We start from the raw sequence: 26,693 nt of genomic DNA on the forward strand, positions 1-26,693 counted from the left end.
AAACTAAATCTTTTAATTTTGGTTTACAATACCCATGTTCACTCAGGATGACCTCGATTTTGACCGCCAGCATATCTGGCACCCCTATACCTCGATGCAGAATCCATTGCCCTGCTACCCGGTGGTAGCGGCACACGGATGCCAGTTACAGCTGGCCGATGGACGCGAACTGGTGGATGGTATGTCGTCCTGGTGGGCCGCGATTCACGGTTATAACCATCCCCGCCTCAATCAGGCGATGCAGGCGCAAATCAGCCAAATGTCACACGTGATGTTTGGCGGTATCACCCATCCGGCCGCAGTGGCGTTGTGTCGCCAGTTGGTGGCGATGACGCCCGAGTCGCTTGAATGCGTATTCCTCGCCGATTCAGGTTCGATCGCCGTCGAAGTGGCGATGAAAATGGCGTTGCAATACTGGCTGGGACGCGGCGAAACCCGACAAAAATTCCTCACCCTGAAACGCGGTTATCACGGCGATACCTTTGCCGCCATGTCGGTGTGCGATCCCCACAACTCGATGCACAGCCTGTGGCGCGGTTATCTGCCGGAGCATCTGTTCGCAGCTGCACCGCAGCTGGGGTTTGATGAGGCGTGGCAGGAGGAAGATTTCGCCGATTTTGCCTGTCTGGCGGAGCAGCATCATCAGCAGATTGCGGCGGTGATTCTGGAGCCGATTGTGCAGGGTGCAGGCGGCATGCGTTTTTATCATCCGCGTTATCTGCAACAAGTGCGTGAACTGTGCGATCGCTACGGTTTGCTGCTGATTGCTGATGAGATCGCCACCGGATTTGGCCGCAGCGGTAAATTGTTCGCCTGTGAACATGCCGGGATCACACCGGATATTTTGTGTCTGGGGAAAGCGCTGACCGGCGGCACCATGACGCTCTCCGCCACCCTGACCACCCGTGAAGTGGCGGACACTATCAGCCGTAGCGCGGCAGGCTGCTTTATGCATGGCCCGACCTTTATGGGTAATCCGCTGGCCTGCGCGGTGGCAGTGGAAAGTCTGACCATGATTAATGAAGGCCACTGGTCCACCCAGGTGCCCGATATTGAGCAGCAGCTGCGTGCCGCGCTGTTGCCATTGCGCAGCCATCCCGCCGTCGCAGATGCGCGCGTGCTGGGGGCGATTGGCGTGATTGAGACCCACCAGGCGGTGGATATGGCGGCGTTACAGCAGTTCTTTGTTGAGCGTGGGGTGTGGATCCGTCCGTTCGGACGCTTAATTTATCTGATGCCGCCGTATGTGATTTCCGCCACTGAGCTTTTGAAACTCACCGACGCGGTGCGTGATGCGCTGGATTTTTCGCATCATTTTCAGTGAGATAAAAACAGCGCGATAAATCGCGCTGCTACGATCAAGTGCCGGATGCCTGTCCCGTCCAAAAACCGCACCGCCCCGTAGCGGCGCGATTTATCGCGCAAGGTTTTAAGCGCAAGGATTTAATCCAGCGAGTGAATCACCACCCACATCGGGCCTTGCCCTACCGCATAGCGCGCCAGCGGTGTCAGCAGACCACGATCGTCGCTGATTTTGTACACTTCGATATGGTGAGATTTCTGTCCCGCCGCTACCAGGTACTTGCCGCTGTGGTCGATGTTAAAACCACGCGGCTGCGTTTCCGTCGGCTGGAAACCTTCGAGGGTCAGCAGGCCACCGTCTTCACTGACGCTGAACACTGTGATCATGCTGCTGGTACGGTCGCAGGCGTACAGGTGACGCCCGTCCGGGGTAATGTGAATATCTGCCGCCCAGCGGGTGTCAGAGAAGTTCTCAGGCATCATGTCCAGCGTCTGCACGCACTCGATCTGACCGTGCGGGTTGCGGAGCTGCCAGACGTCAACGCTGCTGTTCAGCTCGTTTACGCAGTAGCCGTAGCTGCGATTCGGGTGGAACGCGATATGACGCGGACCAGCCCCTTCCACGGTGGTCACCTGCGCTGGCGGACGCGGCATCAGCGTACCGTCACTGCTCAGCTTGAACAGGCAGATACGGTCCTGCTTCAGTGCCGGAACAAACAGCGTCTGATTTTTCACATCAATATTGGCAGAGTGGCAACCATCCAGCTCACCAATCACCTGGCTCGGGGCCTGCGGCACACCATCGCTACCAATCGGACTGACGCTGACACAGGCATCGTTGTAGGAACCGCAGAACAGATAGTTACCGAGACGGTCGGTGGAGATATGTGTCGGGCTGCCCGGCAGTGGGGCTTCACCCGCTTCGCTCAGCGTGCCATCAGCAGCGATGCGGTAGGCCAGCACACGGAAATTCGGACGCACGCCGACATAGAGGAAATCTTTCTTCGGGCTGACCACCATAGGCTGCACCTGACCCGCAACATCCGTCACCTGCAGTAACGTCAGCGCGCCATCTTCCTGTAGCTGCCAGGCATGGATTTGCTGGCTCTCGGGGCTGGCGGTATACACGACTTGTTTCATGCGTTCTCCTTGTTCGGCTTGCAAAAGCAGTGTAGTCACTGTAGCAGCGATGTCGTTTTGGACGGTGGAATGCTGATTTGTGCCCGTGGTTTTTGCCCAGCGCGGTTGCCCGGTGTAGACCATTCCGGCAGCTAAAATCTCCCACCACGGAAAACGAAATGAGCTCCCGAGTTATTGCCCTTGACCTTAGACGGCACCCTGCTGACCCCCGCGTAAAACTCTTCTGCCTGCTTCCCTTGACCGCGCTGGCGCGCGCACAGCAGCCGGGTATCAACTGATTATCGTCACGGGTCGACATCATGTTGCCATTCATCCTTTTTATCAGGCGCTGCAACTGGATACACCCGCAATCTGTTGCAACGGCACCTATTTGTATGATTATCAGGCAAAAAAAGTGCTGGCATCCGATCCGCTGGAGAAATCACAGGCGGTACGCGTGATTGAAATGCTCGACCAGCAGGACATTCACGGCCTGCTATATGTCGATGACGCGATGCTTTACCAGCATCCATGTCGTGCGTACGCAAAACTGGGCCAGGAATCGCTGCCGGTTGCACAGCGTCCCACCTTTACCCAGGTGGCGTCGCTCGGGCAGACGGCGCAGGAGGTGCAGGCCATCTGGAAATTTGCCCTCACCGATGAAAATGGCGACAAGTTACAACAATTCGCTGAGCAGACCGAAGCCGAACTGGGGCTGGCTTGTGAATGGTCGTGGCACGATCAGGTAGATATCGCCCAGCGCGGCAACAGCAAAGGAAAACGCCTCGCGCAGTGGGTGGAGAGCCAGGGTCTGAGCATGAAAGATGTGCTGGCATTCGGTGATAACTACAACGACCTCAGCATGCTGGAAGCCGCCGGAACCGGCATTGCGATGGGCAACGCGGATGAGGCGGTCAAAGCCCGCGCGGACGTGGTGATTGGCGACAATACCACCGACACCATCGCCGAGGATATAGAATCTACAAAACCCGCGCGATAAACCGCGCCGCTACGGGATGTGCCTGAATCGCGACGAATCAGGCGGTAATTGAGACGCTTTTAATCTGGGCATACAGCCACTGATCTGGCCGGATGCCCAGCTCATCCCGCGCCCACGGCGAGATGCGCGCCCACAATTCGCTGATGCCGATGCGCAGCTTCACTTCCACCTGATCGTCAATCTCCAGCAACTCCACCACCTGAGCGGGCAGGACGTTGCGATTGCTGCTGTTTTGCGGCGGCTGCAGCACCAGTGACACATCGGAGGACTGAATGCGAATGCGCAGCACGGTTTTCAGCGGCGATCGACCCTTCTTCACCCACAGATGTTGATCGCCAAGCGCCAGCGCGGTCATCGCATAGTGCGGATGGTGCTCCAGCACGCTCACTTTCAGCACGCTGCTCTGCTGATCCGGCGGCAGCCACGGGTTCATGACCCGGCTTCCCCACACCTCTTCCAGCGATCCAAACGCCTTGACCACCCCCGCTTCGAGCACCATCACTTTGTCCGCCAGATGCAGAATTTCGTCGAGGGAGTGGCTGACGTAGAGCATCGGGATATTGATTTCGCGCGCCAGGCGTTGCAGATAAGGCATCAGCTCACGTTTGCGTGGCAGATCGAGCGAAGCCAGCGGTTCATCCATCAGCAGGATATCCGGTGCGGTCAGCAGTGCACGACCAATCGCCACGCGTTGTTTCTCACCGCCCGACAAAGAAGACGGCGCACGCCGCAGCAGCGGTTCCAGACCGAGCAGCGCCACCAGGCTATCAAACTGCGGCTTCATCGTGGCGGCCATGCCGTATTGCAGATTGCCGCGCACCTTGTAGTGCGGAAAGAGGCGTGCATCCTGAAACACATAGCCGATGCGGCGCTTTTCAGGGGGCAGGCAGACGTGCTTTTCCGTATCGTTCAGCACGCGGTCATTGAGCACTATGCGCCCGCTTTGCGGACGCGTTAAACCACCGATGGCATTGATCAGCGAGGTTTTACCGGCCCCGGAGACGCCAAAAATGGCGGTAATACCTTTGCCGGGAGTATCTCATCCACTTGCAGGCAGTGCGTGCCCAGCGGCTGGGTAAAATTGAGTTCAGCATGATTATCCCCCAGCCGTTTGCGGCCCCGGCGTGCCAGCCATTCGGATACCATCAGCGACAGCAGCGCCAGTAAAATGGAGATCGCACACAGCCGTGCCGCCGCATTTTCCGCCCCGGGCGTTTCAATCAGGGTAAACATCGATGAGGGAATGGTGCGCGTTTCGCCAGGAATATTGGAGACAAAGGTGATGGTGGCACCAAATTCGCCCAGCGAGCGGGCAAAGGCCAGCACCGTGCCAACGATAATGCCAGGAAACGTCAGGGGTAAGGTGATGGTGAAGAATACGCGCCAGCGCCCCGCACCCAGGGTGCGCGCCGCCTGTTCCAGCCGGGTGTCGACGCCTTCCAGCGCCAGGCGAATCGCCCGTACCATCAGCGGAAACGCGATTACCGCCGCGGCAATGACCGCACCGCGCCAGCTAAAGGCAAAACTGATACCGAACCAGTCATACAACCATTGGCCGATAAAGCCACGGCGTCCGAGGGAAATCAGCAGCAGATAGCCCACTACCACGGGTGGCAACACCAGTGGCAGATGGATCAGGCTATCCAGCAGGGTTTTGCCTGGAAACTGGCAGCGTGCCAGAATCCAGGCCATCAGGATGCCAAACGGCAGGCTGCACAGCACCGCCACGCAGGAGACTCTCAGGCTGAGAAACACCGCCTGCCATTCAGGATCACTCAGTATCATTTCTTCGGCGTAAATCCATACTGTTTAAACACTGCGGCGGCTTCCGGCCCCTGCAAATATTTGTAGAAGGCCTCAACCGGCGCACGTTGATGTTCTTTGACAATCGCCATCGGATATTCCACCGGTTTGTGGCTATCTTCCGGGAAACGACCGACAACCTGGACTTTATCACTGGCGACCGCATCAGAACCGTAAACAATGCCGTAAGGCGTTTCATTACGTTCGACCAGCGCCAGCGCCGCACGCACGCTATTGCCCGGTGCCAGCACTGGCGCTAAGGTGTCCCATGCGCCCAGTTTCTGTAATGCTTCTTTGGCGTAAATCCCGGCCGGTACATGGTCCGGATCGCCCACCGCCAGACGCTCGCCTTTCAGCAGGCTTTTCCAGTCGGTTTTTTCATTGATGGTGACTTCTTTAGCGTTGTTGCTGCGCGGAGCCACCAGCACCAGATCATTGCCCAGCAGGGTATAGCGCGTGTTGTCGATCACGCTCTTTTTCTGCACCGCATCATCCATCCACTGCTGGTCGGCAGAGATGAACAAATCCGCTGGCGCGCCCTGTTCAATCTGGCGTGCCAGCGTGGACGAAGATGCAAAAGATGACACCACCTCAACGCCGGTCTGCTTCTGATATTGCGTGCCAATTTCCTGCAACGCATTGGTCAGTGAAGCCGCAGCAAACACGGTGATTTTCTCTGCGGCCAGTGCCGGTCCGGTCAGTGAGAAAGACAGAACGGCAACGGCACCCCAGCGGTAATGTTTTGATAGCATTTTTATCTCCTTGTTACGTTATATACTGAATACTACAACGCAAGGTTTGATGCTGTCATGAGCTTTATATCGGCAGGATTTGACGGAAGTTAAGGACAAAACGCCCGCGAGATGCGGGCGCTGGAAAATCAATGTGAGCCGTTGGCGGAACGATCGTCACGACGGCCAAATTTGGAGATGACGTTAAACACTTCGCCGAGGCCGTAAATCAGGCCCAGCATGATAGCCATAACAATCGGCACCATAATCACGGCGACGGCCAGGCTTTTTAGCAGTTCCAGCATGGAAACCTCACGCAGAAAATAAAAAAGTGATTGTAACGTCCTGAGAATAAAGTGCCATGCCCTTTTCGTGCTTTTACTTTAACAGCTGATTAGAATCGACAGACAAACCTAAGGAGCTGACATGCAAGCTGAACTCTCTCTTCATATTCGTCTGCAACAGAAGTTGTTTGCCGATCCGCGTCGTATTGAGCTGCTGAAGCGCATCCAGGAAACCGGCTCCATTAGCCAGGGGGCAAAACTGGCGGGTATCAGTTACAAAAGTGCCTGGGATGCCATCAACGAAATGAACCAACTGGCCGATCAAACGCTGGTAGAACGTGCCACCGGTGGCAAAGGCGGCGGTGGAGCGCAGCTGACGCGTTACGGCGAACGCCTGATCCAGCTGTTTCAGCTGATGGAGCAGATTCAGCAAAAAGCCTTTGATGTATTGAAGAATGACAGCCTGCCCCTCGATAGCCTGCTGGCGGCGATTGCCCGTTTCTCGTTACAGACCAGCGCGCGTAACCAGCTTTTTGGTACGGTGCTGACACGTGATCACCAGCAGGTGGTACAGCATCTTGATGTGCTGCTGAGCGATGGCGTGACCCGCCTGCAGGTGGCGCTGACCCAGCGCAGCGCCGAGCGTTTGCAGCTGGAAAACGGCAAAGAAGTGCTGGTGCTGATCAAAGCGCCGTGGATTCAGGTCAGCCGTGCTGCCAGCCAGAGTGATAATCAGCTGGCTGTGCAGATCACCGCCATCGAACCCGGCGATCAGGTGAGCGAAGTGCTGCTGGCATTGCCGGGGGGAGAAATTCTGTGTGCTACCGTCCCTAACAGCGAAGTGGCACAGCAGAATCTACAGGCTGGCGATAACGTCACCGCCAGTTTTAATGCGGAACACGCCATCATCGCCACACTGCTCTGAAATCCTGGCCATGATTTGACTTCATTGGCAGCGGTCGCTACAACTGAGTGACACGATGCATAAAATGGAATAAATCATGGCTTCATTGCAAATTTCGCAAGGCATGTTTCGTCTTAGCGACACCCGAGTGCTGTCCCTCAACGATTTAACCCTTAACAGCGGTGAAAGCTGGGCCTTTGTCGGTGCCAACGGCAGCGGCAAGTCATCGCTGGCACGCGCGTTATCAGGTGAACTGCTCGCGGGTAAAGGCAGCGTCAGCCATAACTTTCAGCGTCCGACGCGTTTATCACTGGAGCAATTGCAAACGCTGGTGACCGAAGAGTGGGAACGCAATAACACCGATCTGCTCAGTGAAGGCGAAGATGACACCGGTCGCACCGCCGCGCAGATCATTCAGGATGAAGTGAAGGACGAAGCACGCTGCGAGGCGCTGGCGCAGCAGTTTGGTATCAGCTATCTGCTCGATCGTCGCTTCAAATATCTTTCCACCGGCGAAACCCGCAAAACGCTGCTGTGCCAGGCACTGATGGCGCAGCCGGACCTGCTGATCCTCGATGAACCCTTTGATGGCCTGGATGTGGCGTCCCGTGCCAGCCTGGCGCAAACGCTGAGCGATCTGCATCAGCAGGGTTACACCGTGGTGCTGGTGTTGAACCGCTTTGATGATATTCCTGATTTTGTTCAGCAGGTTGGCGTGCTGGCGGAATGCACCCTGACGCACGTCGGCGAGCGCCGCGCGATTCTGGCGGAAGCGCTGGTGGCCCAGCTGGCGCACAGCGAGAAGCTGGAGGGAATGGCGCTGCCGGAGGCCGATGCGCCCGATCAGCTCCCGCCGCTGGCGGATGATGCGCCGCGCGTGATTCTGCGCAACGGCGTGGTGTCCTATAACGACAAACCGGTGATTAACGGCCTGAGCTGGCAAGTTAATCCTGGCGAGCACTGGCAGATTGTCGGACCGAACGGCGCAGGCAAATCCACCCTGCTCAGCCTGGTGACCGGCGATCACCCGCAGGGCTACAGTAACGATTTAACGCTGTTCGGTATCCGGCGCGGCAGCGGGGAAACCATCTGGGACATCAAACAACATATTGGTTATGTCAGCAGCAGCCTGCATCTCGATTATCGCGTCAGCGTGAATGTCCGCACCGTGATTCTGTCGGGTTTCTTCGATTCGATTGGCCTGTATCAGGCGGTGTCCGATCGACAGAAAGCGCTCGCGCGCCAGTGGCTGGCCTTGCTGGGGATGGATAACGCACTGGCCGATGCCCCCTTCCATAGCCTGTCATGGGGCCAGCAGCGGCTGGTGCTGATCGCACGCGCGCTGGTCAAACATCCCGCGTTGCTGATCCTTGATGAGCCATTGCAGGGCCTGGATCCGATCAACCGCCTGCTGGTACGCCGTTTTGTTGATGTGTTGATTGGTGAGGGGCGGACGCAATTGCTGTTTGTTTCGCACCATGCTGAGGATGCACCGCAGTGCATCACCCATCGTTTGAGTTTTGTGGCACAGGATGACGGTGGCTACGGCTACCAACAGGAAAAGCTGCGTTAAGGTCCACACCCAAACACATGCGCGATAAATCGCGCCGCTACGCCAGGTGCGATCATAAGTAGCGGCACGATTATCGCGCCACACCCATTAATGTAACCGTTACCATTTCCCTGCCCACTTATTCAGAAAACGTAGTACATAAACCCACAAAATGAGAATCGTCACCTTGTGTAAACGATACCATTTATCCAGACTGGATCACGCTTTCAGTCTGCCCTTTGTGCTACTTTGATCGAAGTCATTTTTATCTGTTTGTTTTTTACCAGGATCACACATGGAAAAATTTAACCCGGTCGATCATCCGCATCGCCGTTATAACCCGCTAAGCGATCAATGGGTATTGGTCTCGCCACATCGTGCTAAACGCCCGTGGCAAGGCGCACAGGAAACACCGGCACTGGAAAAGCTGCCCGCACACGATCCCGATTGCTTCCTCTGCGCCGGTAACACCCGTATCACCGGTGATAAAAACCCTGATTATAAAAGCACCTACGTCTTTACTAATGACTTTGCCGCCCTGATGACTGACACGCCGGACGCCCCCGAGAGCGACGACGTTCTGATGCGCTGCGAAAGCGCACGCGGCACCAGCCGGGTGATCTGCTTCTCGCCGGATCACAGCAAAACCCTGCCCGAGCTGCCGCTCAGCGCGCTGGAAGATATCGTCCGTACCTGGCAGGAACAAACCGCCGACCTCGGCCAGCACTACCCGTGGGTGCAGGTATTCGAAAACAAAGGCGCGGCGATGGGCTGCTCCAACCCCCATCCGCATGGACAGATTTGGGCCAACAGCTTTTTACCTAACGAAGCACAGCGCGAAGATGCGCATCAGCGTCGCTACTTTGCCGAAAAAGGTACACCGATGCTGGTGGATTACGCCGCGCGTGAACTGAAAGATGGCAGCCGCACGGTGGTAGAAACCGGTCACTGGCTGGCAGTGGTGCCCTGGTGGGCAGCATGGCCGTTTGAAACCCTGCTGCTGCCCAAAGCGCATGTCAAACGCATCACCGATCTTTCGGACGCCCAGCGTAAAGATCTGGCGCTGGCGATCAAACTACTGACCAGCCGTTACGACAACCTGTTCCAGTGCTCCTTCCCCTACTCGATGGGCTGGCACGGTGCACCTTTTAATGGTGAAGCTAACGAACACTGGCAGCTGCATGCTCACTTCTATCCGCCGCTGCTGCGTTCAGCAACGGTACGCAAATTTATGGTTGGCTATGAAATGCTGGCCGAAACCCAACGTGATTTAACGGCAGAACAGGCGGCAGAACGCCTGCGTTCTGTCAGCGATGTCCATTTCCGCGAGGCGCAATAAATGTCATTAAAATCCATTACACAACAGACCTTCGTTGAGACATTTGGTTATCAGCCGAGCCACAGCATTCAGGCACCGGGCCGCGTAAACCTGATTGGTGAACACACCGATTATAATGACGGTTTCGTACTGCCCTGCGCCATTGATTATCAAACCGTGATTGCCTGCGCCAAACGTGATGACCGCCAGGTGCGCGTGGTCGCGGTGGATTACGACAATCAACAAGACAGCTTCTCGCTGGATGCGCCGATTGAGCCGGTAACCGAGCCGATGTGGGCTAACTATGTGCGTGGCGTGGTGAAACATCTGCAAAAACGTGATGCCAGCTTTGGCGGTGTGGATATGGTGATCAGCGGTAACGTCCCGCAAGGTGCAGGCCTGAGCTCATCGGCATCGCTGGAAGTGGCGGTAGGCACCGTCTTCCAGCAACTGTGGCAACTGCCGCTCGACGGTGCTGCCATTGCGGTGAACGGCCAGGAAGCAGAAAACCAGTTTGTCGGCTGTAACTGCGGCATCATGGATCAGCTGATTTCCGCGCTTGGTAAACAGGATCACGCCATGCTGCTGGATTGCCGCACCCTTGGCACCCGCGCAGTGTCGATGCCTGCCGATGTGGCGGTGGTGATCATCAACTCCAACTTCCGCCGCACGCTGGTGGGCAGCGAATATAACACCCGTCGCGAGCAGTGTGAAACCGGTGCACGCTTCTTCAACAAACCGGCGCTGCGCGATGTCACGCTGGAAGAATTCACCGCCGCAGCAAGCCAGCTCGATCCGCTGGTCGCCAAACGCGTACGTCATGTGATCACTGAAAACGCCCGCACGCTGGAAGCCGCCGATGCACTCAGCGCGGGCGATCTGACCCGTATGGGTGAGCTGATGGCCGCATCGCACGCCTCGATGCGTGATGATTTCGAAATCACCGTGCCGCCGATTGATCAATTGGTCGAGATCGTCAAAGCTGAGATCGGTACGCGCGGTGGTGCGCGTATGACTGGTGGCGGTTTTGGTGGCTGCATCGTGGCGCTGATGCCAACCGATCTGGTGGATCAGGTGAAGGCCGCAGTGGCCGAACAATACGAAGCCAAAACCGGTATCAAAGAAACCTTTTACGTGTGCAAAGCTTCTGAAGGAGCGGGCCAATGGTAAATGATGTGCAATCACATGCACCGGACGGACAACCGTGGCGGATTACCGTCTTACGCAATCGCAACGGCATGGTAGTGACCTTTATGGATTGGGGAGCCACCTGGCTCTCGGCGCGTGTGCCGATGCAGGATGGCAGCGTGCGCGAAGCGCTGCTTGGTTGCGCTACGCCGTCTGATTATCTGCATCAGGACGCCTATCTTGGGGCGACGGTGGGCCGCTATGCCAACCGTATTGCCAACGCCACGCTGCAACCGCTGAATCTGGCGCTGGTCGCCAATCAGGGTAAACATCAGCTGCACGGCGGACCGGAAGGATTTGATAAGCGCCGCTGGCAAATTCTCAGTCAGAGCGAAACTGAGGTGCATTATCGTATCGATTCGCCTGATGGCGATCAGGGTTTCCCCGGCAATTTGATTGCTGATCTGCGCTATCACCTCGATGACGACAATTGTCTGTCGATCCACTACGAGGCCCGCACCGACAAGCCCTGCCCGGTTAACCTGACCAATCATGCTTACTTCAACCTTGACGCGCATCATGGTGATGCACGCCAGCATCGCTTACAACTGCTGGCGGACCGTTATCTGCCGGTCGACAGTGAAGGCATCCCCAATGCGCCGCTTAAAGCGGTGGAGGGAACCAGCTTCGATTTTCGCCAGCCGAAAACCGTTGCCGATGACTTCCTCGCCGATGACGATCAGAAAGCGGTAAAAGGTTATGACCATGCGTTTCTGCTGAATACCACAGGTGACAGCAGCCAGCCCGCAGCCCGACTGTGGTCGGCTGACGGCAAACTGGAGCTGAGCGTATTTACCGCTGCCCCGGCGCTGCAGTTCTACTCCGGCAACTATCTGGACGGAACACGCGCCCGCGAGCAGGGAAGCTATACTGCTTTCCAGGGCATCGCCTTAGAGAGTGAATTTTTACCGGATTCGCCCAACCATACTGAGTGGCCACAGCCAGATTGCTGGCTGCAACCTGGCGACAGCTGGCAGTCTGTGACGCGTTACCGCCTCACCCCGCACTGATCAGCAGGCTGAAAAACGCGCACTGCGTCGTGGACAGGCTTACGCAGTGCGATGTTTTCCGCTATGGTATGGCGCTATTAGTGAGCCGCTCAATCAGGTGGCCGCCGCCGGTTTCTATAATCATCAAGCATTAAGGAGTTAAGCTATGGCCGTAACTAAGCTGGTTCTGGTGCGCCACGGCGAAAGCCAGTGGAATCAGGAAAACCGCTTCACCGGATGGTACGATGTGGATCTGTCCGATAAGGGTCGCACCGAAGCCAAAGCAGCCGGTCAGCTGCTGAAGAAAGAAGGTTTCGTATTCGATTTTGCCTACACTTCCGTGCTGAAACGTGCCATCCACACCCTGTGGAATGTACTGGATGAGCTGGATCAAGCCTGGCTGCCGGTAGAAAAATGCTGGCGTCTGAACGAGCGTCACTACGGTGCACTGCAGGGTCTGGACAAAGCTGAAACCGCGGCGAAATACGGTGACGATCAGGTGAAACAGTGGCGTCGTGGTTTTGCCGTGACTCCGCCGGAACTGGATCGCAGCGATGAGCGTTTCCCGGGCCACGACCCGCGTTATGCGTCACTGACTGATGCCCAGCTGCCGACCACCGAAAGCCTGGCGCTGACCATCGAGCGTGTTATTCCTTACTGGAACGACAGCATTCTGCCGCGCATCAAGAGCGGTGAGAAAGTGATTATCGCTGCGCACGGTAACTCCCTGCGTGCGCTGGTAAAATACCTCGACAATCTGAGCGAAGATGAAATCCTCGAACTGAACATCCCGACTGGCGTTCCGCTGGTGTATGAGTTCGACGAAAACTTCAAGCCGATCAAACGTTATTATCTGGGTGATGCTGATGAGATTGCTGCGAAAGCCGCAGCCGTCGCAAACCAGGGTAAAGCGAAATAAAAAAATAAGGCCAGACGATAAAAGACAAGGCCAGACGCAAGTCTGGCCTTTCATTTTGCGTAGCGGCGCGATTTATCGCGCGGGTTTTATAACAGCGCGATAAATCGCGCCGCTACGAATCAGTGCAACAAATCAACCGCGGCGCTGTTTAACCGCCTGCGCCAACTGGCGCAACACTTTATCTGTATCTTCCCAACCAATGCAGGCATCCGTCACGCTTTTGCCGTACACCAGCGGTTCACCGCTCTCCAGACTCTGATTACCTTCCACCAGGTTACTCTCAAGCATCACGCCGGTAATCCCCTGCTCGCCACCCGCAATCTGCTGCGCAACATCTTCCGCAACCACCATCTGGCGCTGGAATTGTTTGCTGCTGTTGGCATGGCTGAAGTCGATCATCACCTGCGGCGTCAGGCCCGCTTTTTCCAGCCCGGTTTTTACCGCAGCCACGTGATGAGCGCTGTAGTTCGGCTCTTTACCGCCACGCAGGATGATATGGCAATCTTCATTACCGCTGGTTTCGACAATCGCCGAATGGCCATATTTAGTGACTGACAGGAAACAATGCGGCGCGCTGGCAGCGTTGATAGCGTCAATCGCCACTTTGATGGTGCCATCAGTGCCGTTTTTGAAGCCGACCGGGCAGGACAGACCGGAGGACAACTCACGGTGCACCTGTGATTCAGTAGTACGCGCACCAATTGCGCCCCAGCTCATCAGATCAGCCACGTATTGCGGGGTGATCATATCGAGGAACTCACCAGCAGCGGGCAGGCCGGTGTCATTAATATCCACCAGCAGTTTACGCGCCAGACGCAGGCCATCGTTGATCTGGAAGCTGCCGTCCATGTAAGGATCGTTAATCAGCCCTTTCCAGCCCACCGTGGTACGCGGCTTCTCAAAATAGACGCGCATCACCACTTCCAGCTCGCCGCTCAGCTCATCGCGCAGCTGCAGTAAACGTTCTGCATACTCTTTTGCCGCAGTGGTGTCGTGGATCGAACAGGGTCCGATGATCACCAGCAGGCGATCGTCTGCACCATGCAGAATACGGTGGATAGCCTGACGGGCTTTAGCAACGGTTTGTGCCGCGTTATCGGTCGCAGGAAATTTCTCAAGCAGCGCAACAGGAGGCAATAACTCTTTGATTTCTCGAATACGTAAATCGTCGTTCTGGTAATTCATGCTTATTCCATTCAATTTCTGGCCCGGCGCGCGCCGGACGCAACCCGTCCAATGTAGCCCGTCAGGCAACAGCTGTAAATTGCCCATGCGGGGAAAGGGTATAAGCGAAATTTGCATTTATGCGGTTTTGCACTAGACTTTTAATAGTAAGCACTACGAAATTAATCACCTTCATTATTTATATTCAGACGACACATCTTAGATGGAATTATATTCCGTCGGGGTGCTTTGTTTTCGTCAAACCGCACCATCGGGTTTAAGACGGCGACTGTCATAAACTACAGGAGCAAAATGATGAATAAGTTTGCAATGATCTTTCTGACAGCAGCAATGACTCTGGGTAGTGGCGCTGCAATGGCGGCGGCTGACAATAACGGCACCACCAATCAGGCGGCTGATGCCGGTGCGGCTGCCGGTGGCGCAAAACAGAATCTGCCGCCCAATAAAGTCGATAACAGCAAAATTAATAACACTGATAGCAACACCAATAGCGCAGCTACTTCAGGTGGGAGCAGCAGTAATATGTCTGCCAGCGAAGTGAATAAAAATAGTCAGTGTAAAGACGGAAAATGTCCGGACATAAATAAGAAAGTCAAAACCAAAACCGGTAGTGATGACGTCAATAGCAAAACTGACGGCACCAGCCAGTAAATGACTTTTTATCAGGCCGTCATCCTGGCGGATGACGGCATTGCCGTTAGTCTGCCCTTCCCTGCCATACTGCGACTTCACGATTCAGACCAAACACCTGCCAGTCAACATGCTGTGCGCCGAGGGTGAATACCGCCGTCGCCAGGGTGTTTTCTTCGTCCGGGTCCTGCGGTGCAAGCCGATAGATCGGCAGCTCAGCATCATGCTGATCGGATAAAATCGCCCGCGCGGCAGCCGCATCCAGCTGCGGCTGGCTGGCCTGCCAGGCGATCAACCGGCTCTGGCGTGAGGCGGAGCTGGCGGTGATCACCTGCTGCACATCGGCCATCACCGGATGAATCAGATGATTGGCGTGGCCCATGACCGACGTCAGTTCTACCACTGAACAACCTGAACCGGTGGCTTCAACGCTAAACACCCGGCTATCGCCCATCTGACCCAGCGTATGGTGAAAAGCACCCGCGCGCGTATGCGTGGTTAACACCAGCACGGCCTCATCCAGCGAGCTGGCATTGAGCGCCGCACGGGCCAGCACCTGGCGCGGTAAACCCAGCGGGCGATGCTGCGCCCGGATGTTATTTACCGTGTTAACGATACCCTTTTCATTAACCGCAAAGGTATGGCCGGGAATGGAACCGGGATACGCGAAGCTGGTAAAACCCAGCCCTTCATCCGGCGTGACACTCACCAGCGCACAATCATCACGCAACTGAGGGAAACCATCCTCGTTATGGGCGATAAGCACCTCACCGGTTGGGGTACAACCCGCCACCGTGGTGCAACCATCCGAGGTGGAGCGGACTAAATCGCCACGGCAGTTCCAGGCAAAGACTTCATCGATGGAGGCTGCCAGCCCCTGCGCCATACCCTGTAATTCCTGCCAAATCAGCGGATATTGCGCGATCACCATCGCGCGCATCGCCTGCAACTGTTCAGAGCCCTGCATGGCGACCACGGTTTGCCACAGCCGGGTTTGCGTCAGCTCCCGATGCCAGGCATCACGGCCAAACTCACCCAACTGCTGGCCGATGGCAAAGGCGGAACCCCTGATTGCGATTTTTTTCATGGTGTTATCATTCACTTGTGTTCAGGAAACGTGCTGCAAAAACTCTTTCAGGCGCGGATTGCGGCTGGCATTCAGCAGGATATCAGGTGGACCATCTTCAGCAATGGTACCGCCATCAATAAAAATCAGTCTCGATGCCACATCACGGGCAAAACCGATCTCATGGGTCACGATCACCATCGTCATCCCTTCATCCGCCAGCGAGCGCATCACCTTCAATACTTCATGACGCAGCTCCGGATCGAGCGCCGAGGTCGGTTCATCAAACAACATCATTTTTGGCTTTACCGCCAGCGCGCGGGCAATGGCAACACGCTGCTGCTGGCCGCCCGATAATTCCGAGGGATAATGATCCGCACGCTCACGCAGACCTACTCGATCCAGCAGCGCCAGCGCCTGTTCACGCGCCGCCGCTTTGCTCTGCTTACGCACGCGAATCGGGCCGAACATCACATTCTCCAGTGCCGTCAGGTGTGGAAACAGATGAAACTGCTGAAACACCATTCCCGCCTCGCGCCGGATATCGCATTCATTGGCGTGTGGGTCGGTGATATGCATGCCCGCTACCAGCAGGGTGCCGGATGAAATCTCTTCCAGTTTATTGATACAGCGCAGCAGCGTCGATTTCCCCGATCCCGACGGACCGATAATCACCACCACTTCTCCGGCTTCAATTTTTAAATTGATATCGTGCAGCACCTGGGTCGCACCGAAATGCTTCGACACCGCATTGAATTCAACCATGCTCATAAAATATGGATCCTTTTCTCCAGTTGCTTCAGCAGGAAGCTCAGGCACAGCGTCACCAGCAGATAAATCAGTGCTACGGCGGTCCACACTTCCAGCGCACGGAAGTTTCCGGCGATAATTTCCTGTCCCTGACGTGTTAACTCAGCCACACCAATCACGATAAACAGCGACGTGTCTTTAATGCTGATGATCCATTGGTTACCCAATGCCGGAATCATACGGCGTAACGCCAGCGGCATAATGACGAACCACAGCGTGCTGCGCTGCGATAACCCCATCGCCAGGCTTGCTTCTTTAAAACCTTTATTAATCGATAAAATGGCACCACGGGTGATTTCCGCAATATAAGCGCCGGAGTTGATAATAATGGTAACAATCGCAGCGGTCACCGGATCAATACGAATCGGTAGCACCATCGGCAGTGCAAAGTAAATAAACATTACCTGCACCATAATCGGTGTACCGCGAATAAGTTCGACGAAAATTAGCGATATCGTCTTCGATACCCGACCACCGAGTGCACGACAGGTGCCGGCCAGCAGACCAATAACAAAGCCACCTAACAAACCCGTCAGCGAGATGATGAGCGTCAGCTGTAACCCCTGCAATAATAACGGCAGGGATTCCCATATATATTTTGTTTCGAAATTCATATATCGACCAGATTGTCTCAATTCAGGCCGGCTGACACCGGCCCAATGGGATTATTTAGGTTGCTTGTCAAACCACTTCACGTAGATCTTGTTGTAGGTGCCATCGGTGCGCAATGCCTGCAACGCGGCATTGACTTTCGGCGTCCAGCTGCTGTTTTTCTGCATAGCAAAGCCATACTGCTGCGGCAGGCTGCTATCGTTTTCACCAACAGATTTCACTTTGCCATCCCCGGCGGTTTTTACGTAGTACAACACGTTGGGAGAGTCGTGTACCACGGCATCCAGATTACCCGCCTGCAAATCGAGATAGGCATTGTCGATATTCGGGAACTCTACGTAATCGGCTTTATATTTGCTTTTCATAAAGCTGGCCGCCGCAGTGCCTTGTTTCAGCCCCACTTTTTTACCGGCCAGATCGCTGAATTTGGTGATGCTGTTATCACCGCTTTTTACCGCGATTAACAGGTCAGCGTTGTAATAACCTTCGCTGAAATCAACCACCTGTTTTCTGGCATCGGTGATGGTAATCCCTGCCATCGCCACATCCAGATTGCGTGATTGCAGACCCGGAATTAATCCGCTGAAATCCATCGGACGTAATTCGTAGCTGACATGCATTTTCTGCGCAATGGCATTCCATAAGTCGATATCAAAACCGACATATTTATCGCCTTGTTTGAATTCAAAAGGAACAAATGCGGTATCAACACCCACCACTAATTTATCCTGAGCCATCGCAGCAAAACTCGCGGAACAGGCAACCAGTGCCAGTGTGACTTTTAATTTAGTAAAAAATGCAGACATAATAACCCTCGGCGTCAGTGAAAATGCAGGCAGTAGCCTTCGCGCAGCGCAATAAATCATTGCGCCACCATTTAAAGTCAATGTTATTCAGCACGGGGAATAAGAGCACAACACATGCGTTATCTGCCGGCTCTTATTTTCGAGTGAACCACTTATGCGGGGATAATAAAATCCCGGGTGTCGGGTACCGGCGTCTGTGCACCGTTCATAATCATGGAAAGAAAACTGTAATAACCGTTAATACCGATCAGATCGACCACACCTTTTTCGCCCCACAGAGCGATGGCCTGTTGCCAGGTGTCGTCCTGCACCTTTTTCTGCTGATGCAATTGCTGACAGAAGTGATACACCACCCACTCGTCAGCCTGCAAATCATCAGGCAGACGTTGTTCATTAATCGCCTGCACCGCGCGGGCGGAAATCCCCTTGTCACGGGCGATTGAGGCATGAATGGCCCACTCTACCGGCTGCGACCAGTGGCGCGCAGTGAGCAGAATCGCCAGTTCCGACAGACGCTGACCCAGCGCGCTGCGATAGCGCAGATATTCACCCATCCGCTGCGCATGAGCCATCAACTCCGGGCTGCGCAGCAGCGGTTCAAACGGTGGCAGCAATGCGCCGCGTGGTCCGTTGATGATCTCTTCGACCAGCTGGCGTTGTTCATCGCTCCATTGATGCTCGGCGAGCGGAGGTAAACGATTCATGACTAACGCCCCGCCAGCTTGCGCGTTTCTGTGCTAATCACCTGCTGTAACGTCTCCACCACAAAATCCAGTTGCGGACGGGTGATGATAAACGGCGGTGCGATCAGGATATGGTCGCCATATTGCCCATCGAGGGTGCCGCCCATCGGATAGACCATCAGGCCACGTTCCATGCATTGCGCTTTAATCGCGGCATGTAACTTCAATGCCGGATCGAACGGGGTTTTGCTGCCCTTGTCCTGCACCAGTTCCACACCGGCGAACAAACCGCGCCCACGGGTGTCACCCACGTGCGGCAGCTCTCCCAGCACCTCGCGCAGTGCCTGGTGCAGATACGCCCCCTGCTGCTGCACCTGCTCCAGCAGGTTATCGCGCTCAATGATTTGCTGCACTGCCAGTGCGGCGGCCGCGGCCGTGGCATGGCAGATATAAGTATGGCCGTGCTGGAACAGGCCGCTTCCCGCCTGTAACGCCGCGACAATCTTTTCACTCGCCAGCACCGCACCAATCGGCTGATAACCGCCACCTAAGCCTTTGGCGATGGTGACGATATCCGGTACCACGCCATCCTGTTCAAAGGCATGCAGAGTGCCGGTGCGTCCCATGCCACACATCACTTCATCAGCGATATACAGGATGCCGTATTTGTCACACAGGCGGCGTACACCCTGGAAGTAGCCCGGCGTCGGCGGGGTAGCTCCGGTGGTGGCACCCACCACGGTTTCCGCGCAAAAGCCGATGATTTTCTCCGGCCCGGTAGTCAGAATCGCCTCTTCCAGTTCATTCAGCAGACGCTGGGTATATTGCTGTTGGCTTTCGTCATCACGACGATCGCGGTACTCGTTACAGGCCGAGACACGCACCACATCCATCAGCAAAGGGGCAAACTGACGGCGACGCCATTCATTGCCGCCGACGGCCAGCGCACCAAGCGTATTGCCGTGATAGCTCTGCTTACGGGCAATAAAAGTGGTGCGCTCCGGCTGACCGATCTCAACAAAATACTGGCGTGCCAGTTTCAGTGCGGTTTCGACCGCCTCAGAACCACCGGAGACAAAATAGGCATAGTTCAGGTCACCGGGCGCAGTGCGGGTCAGTTGCTCAGCAAGCTGCTCAACGGTTTCGCTGGTGAAAAAGCTGGTATGGGCATAGGCCAGTTGATCAATCTGACGATGCATCGCTGCCAGTACTTCAGGATGGCTATGCCCGAGGCAGGAAACAGCCGCGCCGCCACAGGCATCAAGATAACGCTTACCACTGACATCCGTGATGTAAGCCCCCTCTGCGCTCACCGCCACGGCTGGCGTGGTACGAAGGCTGCGGTGAATGATCTGACTCATGCTCTTTTCCTGCTCCTGAAAACGCTTGCGCGATAGATTGAAAACATCTTGCATGATCCATTTGAATCACGTCAATGCAAATATGATTCAAATGCATTGTATTTTCTTATGATGGAAACAAATGGATCATTGCTCAGGATTTACCGGGGATCACATAGGCACCGGAATCAATCAGATAACGTTCCGCGTTCTCGATTTTGCTGACCGCTTCACGGCCATGTCGCGCCACCAGCATCGCCAGCAGACACTCCGCCAGCCCCATACCGGAAACCACGGAAGGGAAGAATGACGGGCTATCAATGGAAAACAACAAGGTACAATCCGCCGCCTGCGCCAGCGGTGACACCGGAGAGTCGGTGATGGCGATGATGCGTGAGCCGGCCTCGGTAGCCGCGTTTAACACATCCAGCGATTCGCGCGAATAAGGGGCGAAGCTGGTCAGCAGAACGCAATCTTTTTCGGTCAGCTCACGGGTAAAGACTTCAATATTACTCGCCAGCCCGTCGATCAATGACACCTGGCGATTGAAAAGCCGGTAAACATAAAACAGCGACCAGGCGATGGGGAAGCTGGCGCGAAAACCACAGATATAGACGTTTTCCGCCTCATCCAGCAGGGTCACGGCCTGCTGCATCGCCTGCTGATTTTCTGTCTGAGTGAAAGCCAGATTAGCCTGATGCGCCAGAAACACCTCTTCGTACAGCGCAGGCTGCGTCCCTTTAGCGATCAGTTTTTCCGCTTTGGATACATATGTATCATTACGTAAGCCAAGATCGTCAATCATGGCGTTTTTCAATTCACCCCAGCCGTTAAAACCCAGGCGCTGGGCCAGGCGCAGCAGCGTGGCAGGCTTCACGCCGCCTTCTGCGGCAAAGGCACGCATCGACAGCACCACCAGTTTATTGGCATGTTGCAGTGAAAACTCGGCGGCACGCTGTAACTCCGGCGAGAGCAGGCTGAACTGGCTGACAATATTTTCCCGAAGATTCATGGCGTTTCGTCGTTATTAATAAAGGGACACCGCACGATGTTAACACTCATACGGCAGGGAAAGGATGAGATAATGAACACCTTCCCCCTTTTCCGTTATGCTGAAGCAATGAAAAAGACAGGATATGGTTATGGCTGCGCTGCTGCTTATTGATGATCACCCGTTAGTTGAGGTCGCGCTGGAAGCGGCCTGCGCTAAATCCCCGATTCCTTTACAGCTGTTCGCTGCCAGCGATGAAGCCGGAGCGCGTCAGTTGCTGCAACAGCAGGTGATTGATCTCGTCATTCTCGACATTGGCCTGCCGGATAGCGATGGTCTGGAGCTGCTGCGTCGCCTGCGGATTCACCATCCGCAGCGCCCGGTGTTGATCTACTCGGCAGAGCAGAGTCGTCATACCTTATTACGCGCCGCTTCGCTCGGTGCCGCCGGTTATGTGGTGAAAAGCCAGAGCATGGCGCAATTACTGAGTGCCATCCTCGCGGTGCTGGGTGGACAACAGGCTTTTCCCGCCCTGCCCGAGCGCATTGATTTGCCGCTGACGGAGAAAGAGCAGCAAATTGTGGCCCTGCTGGCGCGTGGCCTGTCCAATTTGCAGATTGCCGAGCAGTTGCATATCAGCAACAAAACCGTGAGCACCCATAAAAAGAACATTCTGGAGAAAACCGGGGTGCAATCGGTGATTGAACTGGCCGAGCTGTGGAAAGCGCAGCAGTGAGGCGTTGGCTCCTGTTGCTGACATTACTGTGCAGCACGCTGGCACAGGCGGATTTACAACCGGCCAGCAGCGTGATGCTGCCCGCGATGATGCCAGCGCCACACAGCAGTCCCTGGCCCACCTCGCCGCTGCGCGCGGCAGTACCGGCACAAAACAGCGCCCCCTGGGCGATGCGCATCGGTGACCAAATCTGGGGTATCGACGCAGATTATCTCAGCGCACTCAGCCAGCTCACCGGTAACCACTTCGTGCTGGAAAGCTATCCCGACCTTAGCCAGCAACTGGCCGCACTGGCGCGTGGCGAGGTGGATCTGGTGCTGAGCACCGAACATGCAGCGCTGTCGCCCGCTATCGGGCTGAGCGACAGCTGGTATAGCAGCCCGGTGCGTATTTATCGCAACCGGGACAATCAGCGTGCCGTGATGTTCAACAGTCACAATGCGCAGCTTACCGTGGCGCAATCCACGCTGGACCAGTTGCCGGACAATTTTGTCCGCGCCCACCGCTGGCATAGCCTGCCGGGGGATCTCCAGGCGCTGTACGCGCTGTTCAATCAGCAAAGTGATTACCTGGTGGCCGACGAGGCCAGCGCCGGGTTTCTGCTCAGCCAGCTGCAACAGGGGCAGATTTACCAAATCACCGCTGATCCTGGTGCCGGAGACATTACTTTGCGGGCGATGGCGCGCGATCCGGCGTTGATCCAGTGGCTGAATCAACAGCTGCGCCTGCTGCCTGCCGAATTCAGTAACCGGGTGAGACAGCGCTGGAGCCCTCCTCTGCTGCGCTATCAGGACACGCAAACCCTGATGCTATCCCCCGCCGAGCAGCAGTGGCTGGCACAGCATCGGGAAATCCCCTACGCCGCCGAAGCCGATAACGCACCCTGGAGTTATCGTGACGCCAGCGGTAATGCGCGTGGTTTTGCCATCGATTTACTCAATGCCCTCAGCCAGAGCACCGGGCTGCGTTTTACCCCGCGCTGGGTCGCTAATCCGCAACAGGCCGCAACCCTGCTGCAACAGCAACAGGTGATGCTGAGCGTGCTGCCACCGCTGGACGGTGCCACCACCCTGCCGGTGTGGCGCGCCATCTGGGGCATTTATACCCTCACTGCGCATCAGCCGATGAACTGGCAGGGACTACAGGGACAACGAGTGGGAATACTGCGCGCCGACCTGGCACAGCGTATGCTGCCCGCCGGGGTCACCCCGCAGATTTTTGACGATCGTGGCCAGCTGTGGCAGGCGCTGAACAGCGGCCAGATCGATGCACTGGTGGATAATGTGCTGTCGGCTCGCTGGCGCATCGCCAGTCACTATGGCGATCGTATCCATCTGGCGTTTGCCGCCAGTGATATTGCCTGGCCGCTGGCCCCGGAGATCAGTGCACAGCAACCGGTGCTGCGCGCGTTACTCGACCGGGCGTTGCAACAAATCCCCCCGGAAACCCTGAGCCAGATGCGCGATAACTGGTCGATGCCACCACAACCCGGCACCACTATGACGATGCGCAATGTGCCGCTGCTGGTGCTGATCGCCGCAGGCATCGCCATTCTGGTGCTGCTGATACTACTGGTGCGTCGTTATCTGCAACAGCGACGTGAACGGCTGCAACGTGAACAGGCCGAACGCGCCAATGCGGCGAAAAGCCAGTTTCTGGCCACCGCCAGCCATGAGCTGCGCACGCCGATGCAAGCGATCCTCGGCCTGCTGGAGCTGGAACAGGAGCTGCATCCCAGCCCGCGGCTGGAGCTGATGCACAGCAGCGCACGTTCGCTGATGGCGCTGCTGAATGATTTGCAGGATCACGCCCGCATCGAAAGCCACAGCTTCCGCCTGTCGCCCCGCCCCATCGATCTGGCGCACTGGTTGCAGCAGCAACAGCAGTTTTATCATCCCCTGATGCGTGATGCTGGCCCACAGCTGGTGGTGGAAGCGCTGACCACCCTGCCTGCGGCGGTGCTGCTGGATGGCGATCGTCTGCAACAGGTGGTGAATAATCTGGTAGCGAATGCGCTGAAGTTTACCCGTGCCGGGGATATACGCCTGACGCTGGCGGTGAGTAATGACATCGTGCTGATGGTTGCCGACTGTGGCAGCGGTATTCCATTGGAAGAACAAGCGCAGCTGTTCGAACCCTGGTATCAGGCTCCCTCGGGGAAAACTCATGCGGTGCAGGGCAGCGGTCTCGGTTTATTTATTTGCCGCGAGATCGTGCAGCGGATGGGCGGCACGCTAACGCTGACCTCCGCACCCGGCGTGGGTACGACTGTTCAGGTGACATTGCCTCTGCAATTAGCCGATGGCGAGCCAGAAGCCACCGCCAGCAGCTGGCCGCATTATCCACAGCTGCGTGTGGCCATCGTTGACGACCATCCCACCAATTTACTGGTAATGCAGCAGCAGCTGGCGACATTTGCCATCCATGCGGAGGTGTTTGATAACGGACGTGCGCTGCTGCGCGCTGATGCCAGGCAACCATTTGACGTGCTGTTTATCGACCAGATGATGCCACGTCCCGATGGCCTCACTCTGCTGCGCATCCTGCGCCGCCGCCAGCGTCAGCGTGGCAGCGCCGCATTACGTATTCTTTGTTCCGCTGATGCGCAACTGGCAAAGCAGCCACTACAACCCGATGAAGCTTTGCTGATTAAACCCATCACTCTGGCGGCTATCGCCCCCCTGCTGGCGCGTATGACGCACGACCCGTTAAGCCATGTGCCAGATAGCCTGCGCATCCTGGCCCAGCATAACGAAAGCTTTATTCCGCGCATCTGCCAGACGTTACAGCGCACCCTGATGCTGGATCGTGATGCCCTGCTGGCGGCGCACGAGGGGCAGAACTGGCCAGAACTGGCGCGGGCTGCTCATCGCATGAAAGGCAGCTGGCTGTTGCTGGGTATCGATGATATCGCCACCCATTGCCAGCAACTGACGGATGCGGCAAAACAGCAACGGCTGGAACCTGAATCGTTCGATTTACTGATATCATTAACCAACAGGTTACTGAAACAACTGGAAAGTTATGGCACACACCCATTCTCACAGCGGGCCTGACGGCAACCGTACGCGACTGGCGGCGGCGTTTGGTATTACCGCCCTTTTTATGCTGGTGGAAGCCATCGGAGGCTGGATCTCCGGCTCGCTGGCACTGCTCGCTGATGCAGGACATATGCTCACTGATACCGCCGCGCTGCTGATGGCATTGCTGGCTGTGCAATTCTCTGCGCGTAAACCCAATGCCCGTCATACTTTTGGTTTGCTGCGGCTGACGACCCTCGCCGCCTTTGTTAACGCTATCGCCCTGCTGGTGATTACCGTGCTGATCGTCTGGGAGGCGCTGCGGCGCTTTTACCAGCCACAGCCGGTGGCGGGTGGTCTGATGCTGGCGATTGGCGTTGCCGGGCTGCTGGCGAATCTGCTCTCCTTCTGGCTGCTGCATCATGGCAGCGAAGAAAAGAATCTCAACGTACGTGCCGCCGCCCTGCATGTGCTGGGCGATCTGCTGGGTTCGGTGGGGGCGATTGTCGCTGCGCTGATCATCATGTGGACCGGCTGGACGCCGATCGATCCGATTCTGTCGTTACTGGTGTCACTGCTGGTGGTGCGCAGCGCCTGGTCACTGCTGCGTGAAAGCCTGCATGAGTTGCTGGAAGGCGCACCGGGTAATATCAATGTGGATAAGCTGAAGCGCGATCTGACGTTGAATATCGCGGAAGTGCGCAATGTTCATCATGTGCATCTGTGGCAGGTGGGCGAGAAACCGGTGCTGACGCTGCATGTGCAGGTGATCCCGCCTTACGATCATGATGCGCTATTGCTGCGCATTCATCGTTACCTGCATACGCATTATCAAATCGCTCACGCCACGGTACAGATGGAATACCAGCCCTGTAACGGCCCGGATTGTGAACTGTGCTTTGATGATGGCAACGACCAGCACAATCATCATGAGGCGCTGGAAGGCCACGTACATCGTCATTAAGAAGAAAGCGCGCGCGAGCCATGTTCGCGTGCGCTTTGTATCCACAACCGCGAACCGTTCAGGGCAATCAACGTCAGGATGACGTATTCCAGTGACATGGCATACACTCCCTGGCGTGCAAAAATCATCACGCTTATCACGTTAATCACCACCCACAGCAGCCAGTTCTCCACGTATTTGCGCGTCATCAGAATCATCGCCACGATCGACAGCACCATCATGCAGGAATCCCAGAACGGGAAGGCATCCGGCTGCAATTGCGGCATCACCACATGCAGGCCCATGCCCTGCATCATGCTTACTGCGATATGGGTGAGGAAGGCAAATACCGGGTCGATATACAGCGTCATCAGGCCGATACCCAGCACACAGGCGGCTCCCCAGCCCAGCGCTTTCGGCAGCGGCAGCCAGCGAATTTTCAACTCAGCTTCCTGGGCAGCATTTTGCCGACTCCATGCATACCAGCCATAGACATTGGCGACAAAGAAAAACAGCTGCAACAGCAGGCTGGCATACAGCTGGATCTGGAAGAAAATCACCGCGAACAGGGTAACGTTAATCAGCCCGAAGAAGTAATTGATGATTTTTTCCAGGCTGGCCAGCCAGATGCAAAGCAGGCCAGCCACGGTGCCGACCGCTTCGATCCAGGAGAGATCGTAGCCGCCGACACCAAGAGGAATATGAACCAGAATGTTTTGTGTGCTAAAGAAATCCATAACGGGCACCTGTCTGAAAGGTGCA

Annotated in this window: 23 protein-coding genes and 3 pseudogenes; 12 read left to right on the plus strand and 14 right to left on the minus strand. The window is 56.0% G+C overall.

The features are described 5' to 3' along the window. Nucleotides 1–34 precede the first annotated feature (34 nt). Entirely contained in the window at nt 35–1,324 is a 1,290-nt protein-coding gene (gene bioA / locus PW844_RS17790; RefSeq protein WP_299454634.1) for an adenosylmethionine--8-amino-7-oxononanoate transaminase, read from the plus strand. A 119-nt stretch (nt 1,325–1,443) separates the two neighbouring features. On the opposite strand, the gene pgl is transcribed toward bioA, so the two are convergent. Beyond that, nucleotides 1,444–2,442 carry a 6-phosphogluconolactonase gene (gene pgl, locus PW844_RS17795; protein ID WP_299454636.1) on the minus strand — a complete coding sequence of 333 codons (999 nt, stop codon included), beginning with the start codon at nt 2,440–2,442 and terminating at the stop codon, nt 1,444–1,446. 158 nt (nt 2,443–2,600) lie between these two features. Here pgl and PW844_RS17800 point away from each other — a divergent pair. Further along, a pseudogene (locus tag PW844_RS17800) lies at nt 2,601–3,421 on the plus strand (pyridoxal phosphatase). A 37-nt stretch (nt 3,422–3,458) separates the two neighbouring features. Here PW844_RS17800 and modC read toward each other — a convergent pair. The 4 genes and pseudogenes from modC to PW844_RS17820 form a co-directional block, all read right to left on the minus strand. Beyond that, nucleotides 3,459–4,468, minus strand: a pseudogene (gene modC / locus PW844_RS17805) (molybdenum ABC transporter ATP-binding protein ModC). A gap of 60 nt (nt 4,469–4,528) precedes the next feature. After that, nucleotides 4,529–5,206: pseudogene (gene modB / locus PW844_RS17810) on the minus strand (molybdate ABC transporter permease subunit); the annotation flags it as partial. Beyond that, nucleotides 5,203–5,976 (minus strand): molybdate ABC transporter substrate-binding protein, encoded by a 774-nt coding sequence (modA, locus tag PW844_RS17815; RefSeq protein WP_299454639.1) that lies wholly within the window; start codon nt 5,974–5,976, stop codon nt 5,203–5,205. The pseudogene modB and the gene modA, both read right to left, overlap by 4 nt. Before the next feature lie 128 nt (nt 5,977–6,104). Next, a complete protein-coding gene (locus PW844_RS17820) occupies nt 6,105–6,260 on the minus strand; it encodes an AcrZ family multidrug efflux pump-associated protein (protein ID WP_299454641.1) in 156 nt (51 codons plus the stop codon). 121 nt (nt 6,261–6,381) lie between these two features. Between PW844_RS17820 and modE the strand changes: the two genes are divergently transcribed. The 6 genes from modE to gpmA all read left to right on the plus strand — a co-directional run bounded on the left by modE (nt 6,382) and on the right by gpmA (nt 13,109). Next, a complete protein-coding gene (modE, locus tag PW844_RS17825; protein WP_299454644.1) occupies nt 6,382–7,164 on the plus strand; it encodes a molybdenum-dependent transcriptional regulator in 783 nt (260 codons plus the stop codon). A gap of 76 nt (nt 7,165–7,240) precedes the next feature. Beyond that, the gene (gene modF, locus PW844_RS17830; protein ID WP_299454647.1) at nt 7,241–8,716 is read left to right on the plus strand and encodes a molybdate ABC transporter ATP-binding protein ModF; all 1,476 of its coding nucleotides are present in this window, start codon (nt 7,241–7,243) and stop codon (nt 8,714–8,716) included. Nucleotides 8,717–8,990: 274 nt separating this feature from the next. Continuing rightward, complete coding sequence (galT, locus tag PW844_RS17835) at nt 8,991–10,034, plus strand: galactose-1-phosphate uridylyltransferase (RefSeq protein WP_299454650.1); 1,044 nt, start codon at nt 8,991–8,993, stop codon at nt 10,032–10,034. Beyond that, nucleotides 10,035–11,183 (plus strand): galactokinase, encoded by a 1,149-nt coding sequence (gene galK / locus PW844_RS17840; RefSeq protein ID WP_299454652.1) that lies wholly within the window; start codon nt 10,035–10,037, stop codon nt 11,181–11,183. Next, the gene (galM, locus tag PW844_RS17845) at nt 11,177–12,211 is read left to right on the plus strand and encodes a galactose-1-epimerase (protein ID WP_299454655.1); all 1,035 of its coding nucleotides are present in this window, start codon (nt 11,177–11,179) and stop codon (nt 12,209–12,211) included. Before galK ends, galM begins: the two co-directional genes overlap by 7 nt. A gap of 145 nt (nt 12,212–12,356) precedes the next feature. Then, nucleotides 12,357–13,109, plus strand: a complete 753-nt coding sequence (gpmA, locus tag PW844_RS17850; RefSeq protein WP_084873550.1) for a 2,3-diphosphoglycerate-dependent phosphoglycerate mutase — start codon at nt 12,357–12,359, stop codon at nt 13,107–13,109. A 132-nt stretch (nt 13,110–13,241) separates the two neighbouring features. Here the strand turns inward: gpmA and aroG are convergent, their stop codons facing one another. Continuing rightward, entirely contained in the window at nt 13,242–14,294 is a 1,053-nt protein-coding gene (gene aroG / locus PW844_RS17855; protein ID WP_299454659.1) for a 3-deoxy-7-phosphoheptulonate synthase AroG, read from the minus strand. 291 nt (nt 14,295–14,585) lie between these two features. Between aroG and PW844_RS17860 the strand changes: the two genes are divergently transcribed. After that, on the plus strand, nt 14,586–14,945 hold the full coding sequence (locus PW844_RS17860) for a YbgS-like family protein (protein ID WP_299454661.1): 360 nt from the start codon (nt 14,586–14,588) through the stop codon (nt 14,943–14,945). Between the two features lie 46 nt (nt 14,946–14,991). On the opposite strand, the gene PW844_RS17865 is transcribed toward PW844_RS17860, so the two are convergent. The 7 genes from PW844_RS17865 to PW844_RS17895 form a co-directional block, all read right to left on the minus strand. After that, the gene (locus PW844_RS17865; RefSeq protein WP_299454663.1) at nt 14,992–16,011 is read right to left on the minus strand and encodes a C45 family peptidase; all 1,020 of its coding nucleotides are present in this window, start codon (nt 16,009–16,011) and stop codon (nt 14,992–14,994) included. Nucleotides 16,012–16,032: 21 nt separating this feature from the next. Further along, on the minus strand, nt 16,033–16,755 hold the full coding sequence (glnQ, locus tag PW844_RS17870) for a glutamine ABC transporter ATP-binding protein GlnQ (protein WP_299455004.1): 723 nt from the start codon (nt 16,753–16,755) through the stop codon (nt 16,033–16,035). 2 nt (nt 16,756–16,757) lie between these two features. Beyond that, a complete protein-coding gene (gene glnP, locus PW844_RS17875; protein WP_299454664.1) occupies nt 16,758–17,414 on the minus strand; it encodes a glutamine ABC transporter permease GlnP in 657 nt (218 codons plus the stop codon). Nucleotides 17,415–17,465: 51 nt separating this feature from the next. Then, entirely contained in the window at nt 17,466–18,218 is a 753-nt protein-coding gene (glnH, locus tag PW844_RS17880) for a glutamine ABC transporter substrate-binding protein GlnH (RefSeq protein ID WP_299454667.1), read from the minus strand. 152 nt (nt 18,219–18,370) lie between these two features. Then, nucleotides 18,371–18,922 carry a carboxymuconolactone decarboxylase family protein gene (locus tag PW844_RS17885; RefSeq protein WP_299454669.1) on the minus strand — a complete coding sequence of 184 codons (552 nt, stop codon included), beginning with the start codon at nt 18,920–18,922 and terminating at the stop codon, nt 18,371–18,373. 2 nt (nt 18,923–18,924) lie between these two features. Beyond that, entirely contained in the window at nt 18,925–20,262 is a 1,338-nt protein-coding gene (locus tag PW844_RS17890; protein WP_299454672.1) for an aspartate aminotransferase family protein, read from the minus strand. Nucleotides 20,263–20,395: 133 nt separating this feature from the next. Next, complete coding sequence (locus tag PW844_RS17895; RefSeq protein ID WP_299454674.1) at nt 20,396–21,253, minus strand: MurR/RpiR family transcriptional regulator; 858 nt, start codon at nt 21,251–21,253, stop codon at nt 20,396–20,398. A gap of 130 nt (nt 21,254–21,383) precedes the next feature. Here PW844_RS17895 and PW844_RS17900 point away from each other — a divergent pair, with 130 nt between their 5' ends. The 3 genes from PW844_RS17900 to zitB are packed head-to-tail and all read left to right on the plus strand — an operon-like array spanning nt 21,384 to nt 25,952. After that, nucleotides 21,384–21,968 (plus strand): response regulator transcription factor, encoded by a 585-nt coding sequence (locus PW844_RS17900; RefSeq protein WP_299454676.1) that lies wholly within the window; start codon nt 21,384–21,386, stop codon nt 21,966–21,968. Next, entirely contained in the window at nt 21,965–25,024 is a 3,060-nt protein-coding gene (locus tag PW844_RS17905; RefSeq protein ID WP_299454678.1) for an ATP-binding protein, read from the plus strand. Before PW844_RS17900 ends, PW844_RS17905 begins: the two co-directional genes overlap by 4 nt. Next, entirely contained in the window at nt 24,993–25,952 is a 960-nt protein-coding gene (zitB, locus tag PW844_RS17910) for a CDF family zinc transporter ZitB (protein ID WP_299454680.1), read from the plus strand. The genes PW844_RS17905 and zitB overlap by 32 nt, the downstream gene beginning before the upstream one ends. On the opposite strand, the gene pnuC is transcribed toward zitB, so the two are convergent. Then, nucleotides 25,949–26,668: a nicotinamide riboside transporter PnuC gene (gene pnuC, locus PW844_RS17915; protein ID WP_299454682.1), complete on the minus strand. Its 720-nt coding sequence runs from the start codon at nt 26,666–26,668 to the stop codon at nt 25,949–25,951. The two genes, zitB and pnuC, sit on opposite strands and share 4 nt — an antisense overlap. Nucleotides 26,669–26,693 lie beyond the last annotated feature (25 nt).

Origin of the sequence: Pantoea sp. (assembly GCF_028283705.1) — a bacterium.
Taxonomy (GTDB): Bacteria; Pseudomonadota; Gammaproteobacteria; order Enterobacterales; family Enterobacteriaceae; genus Pantoea.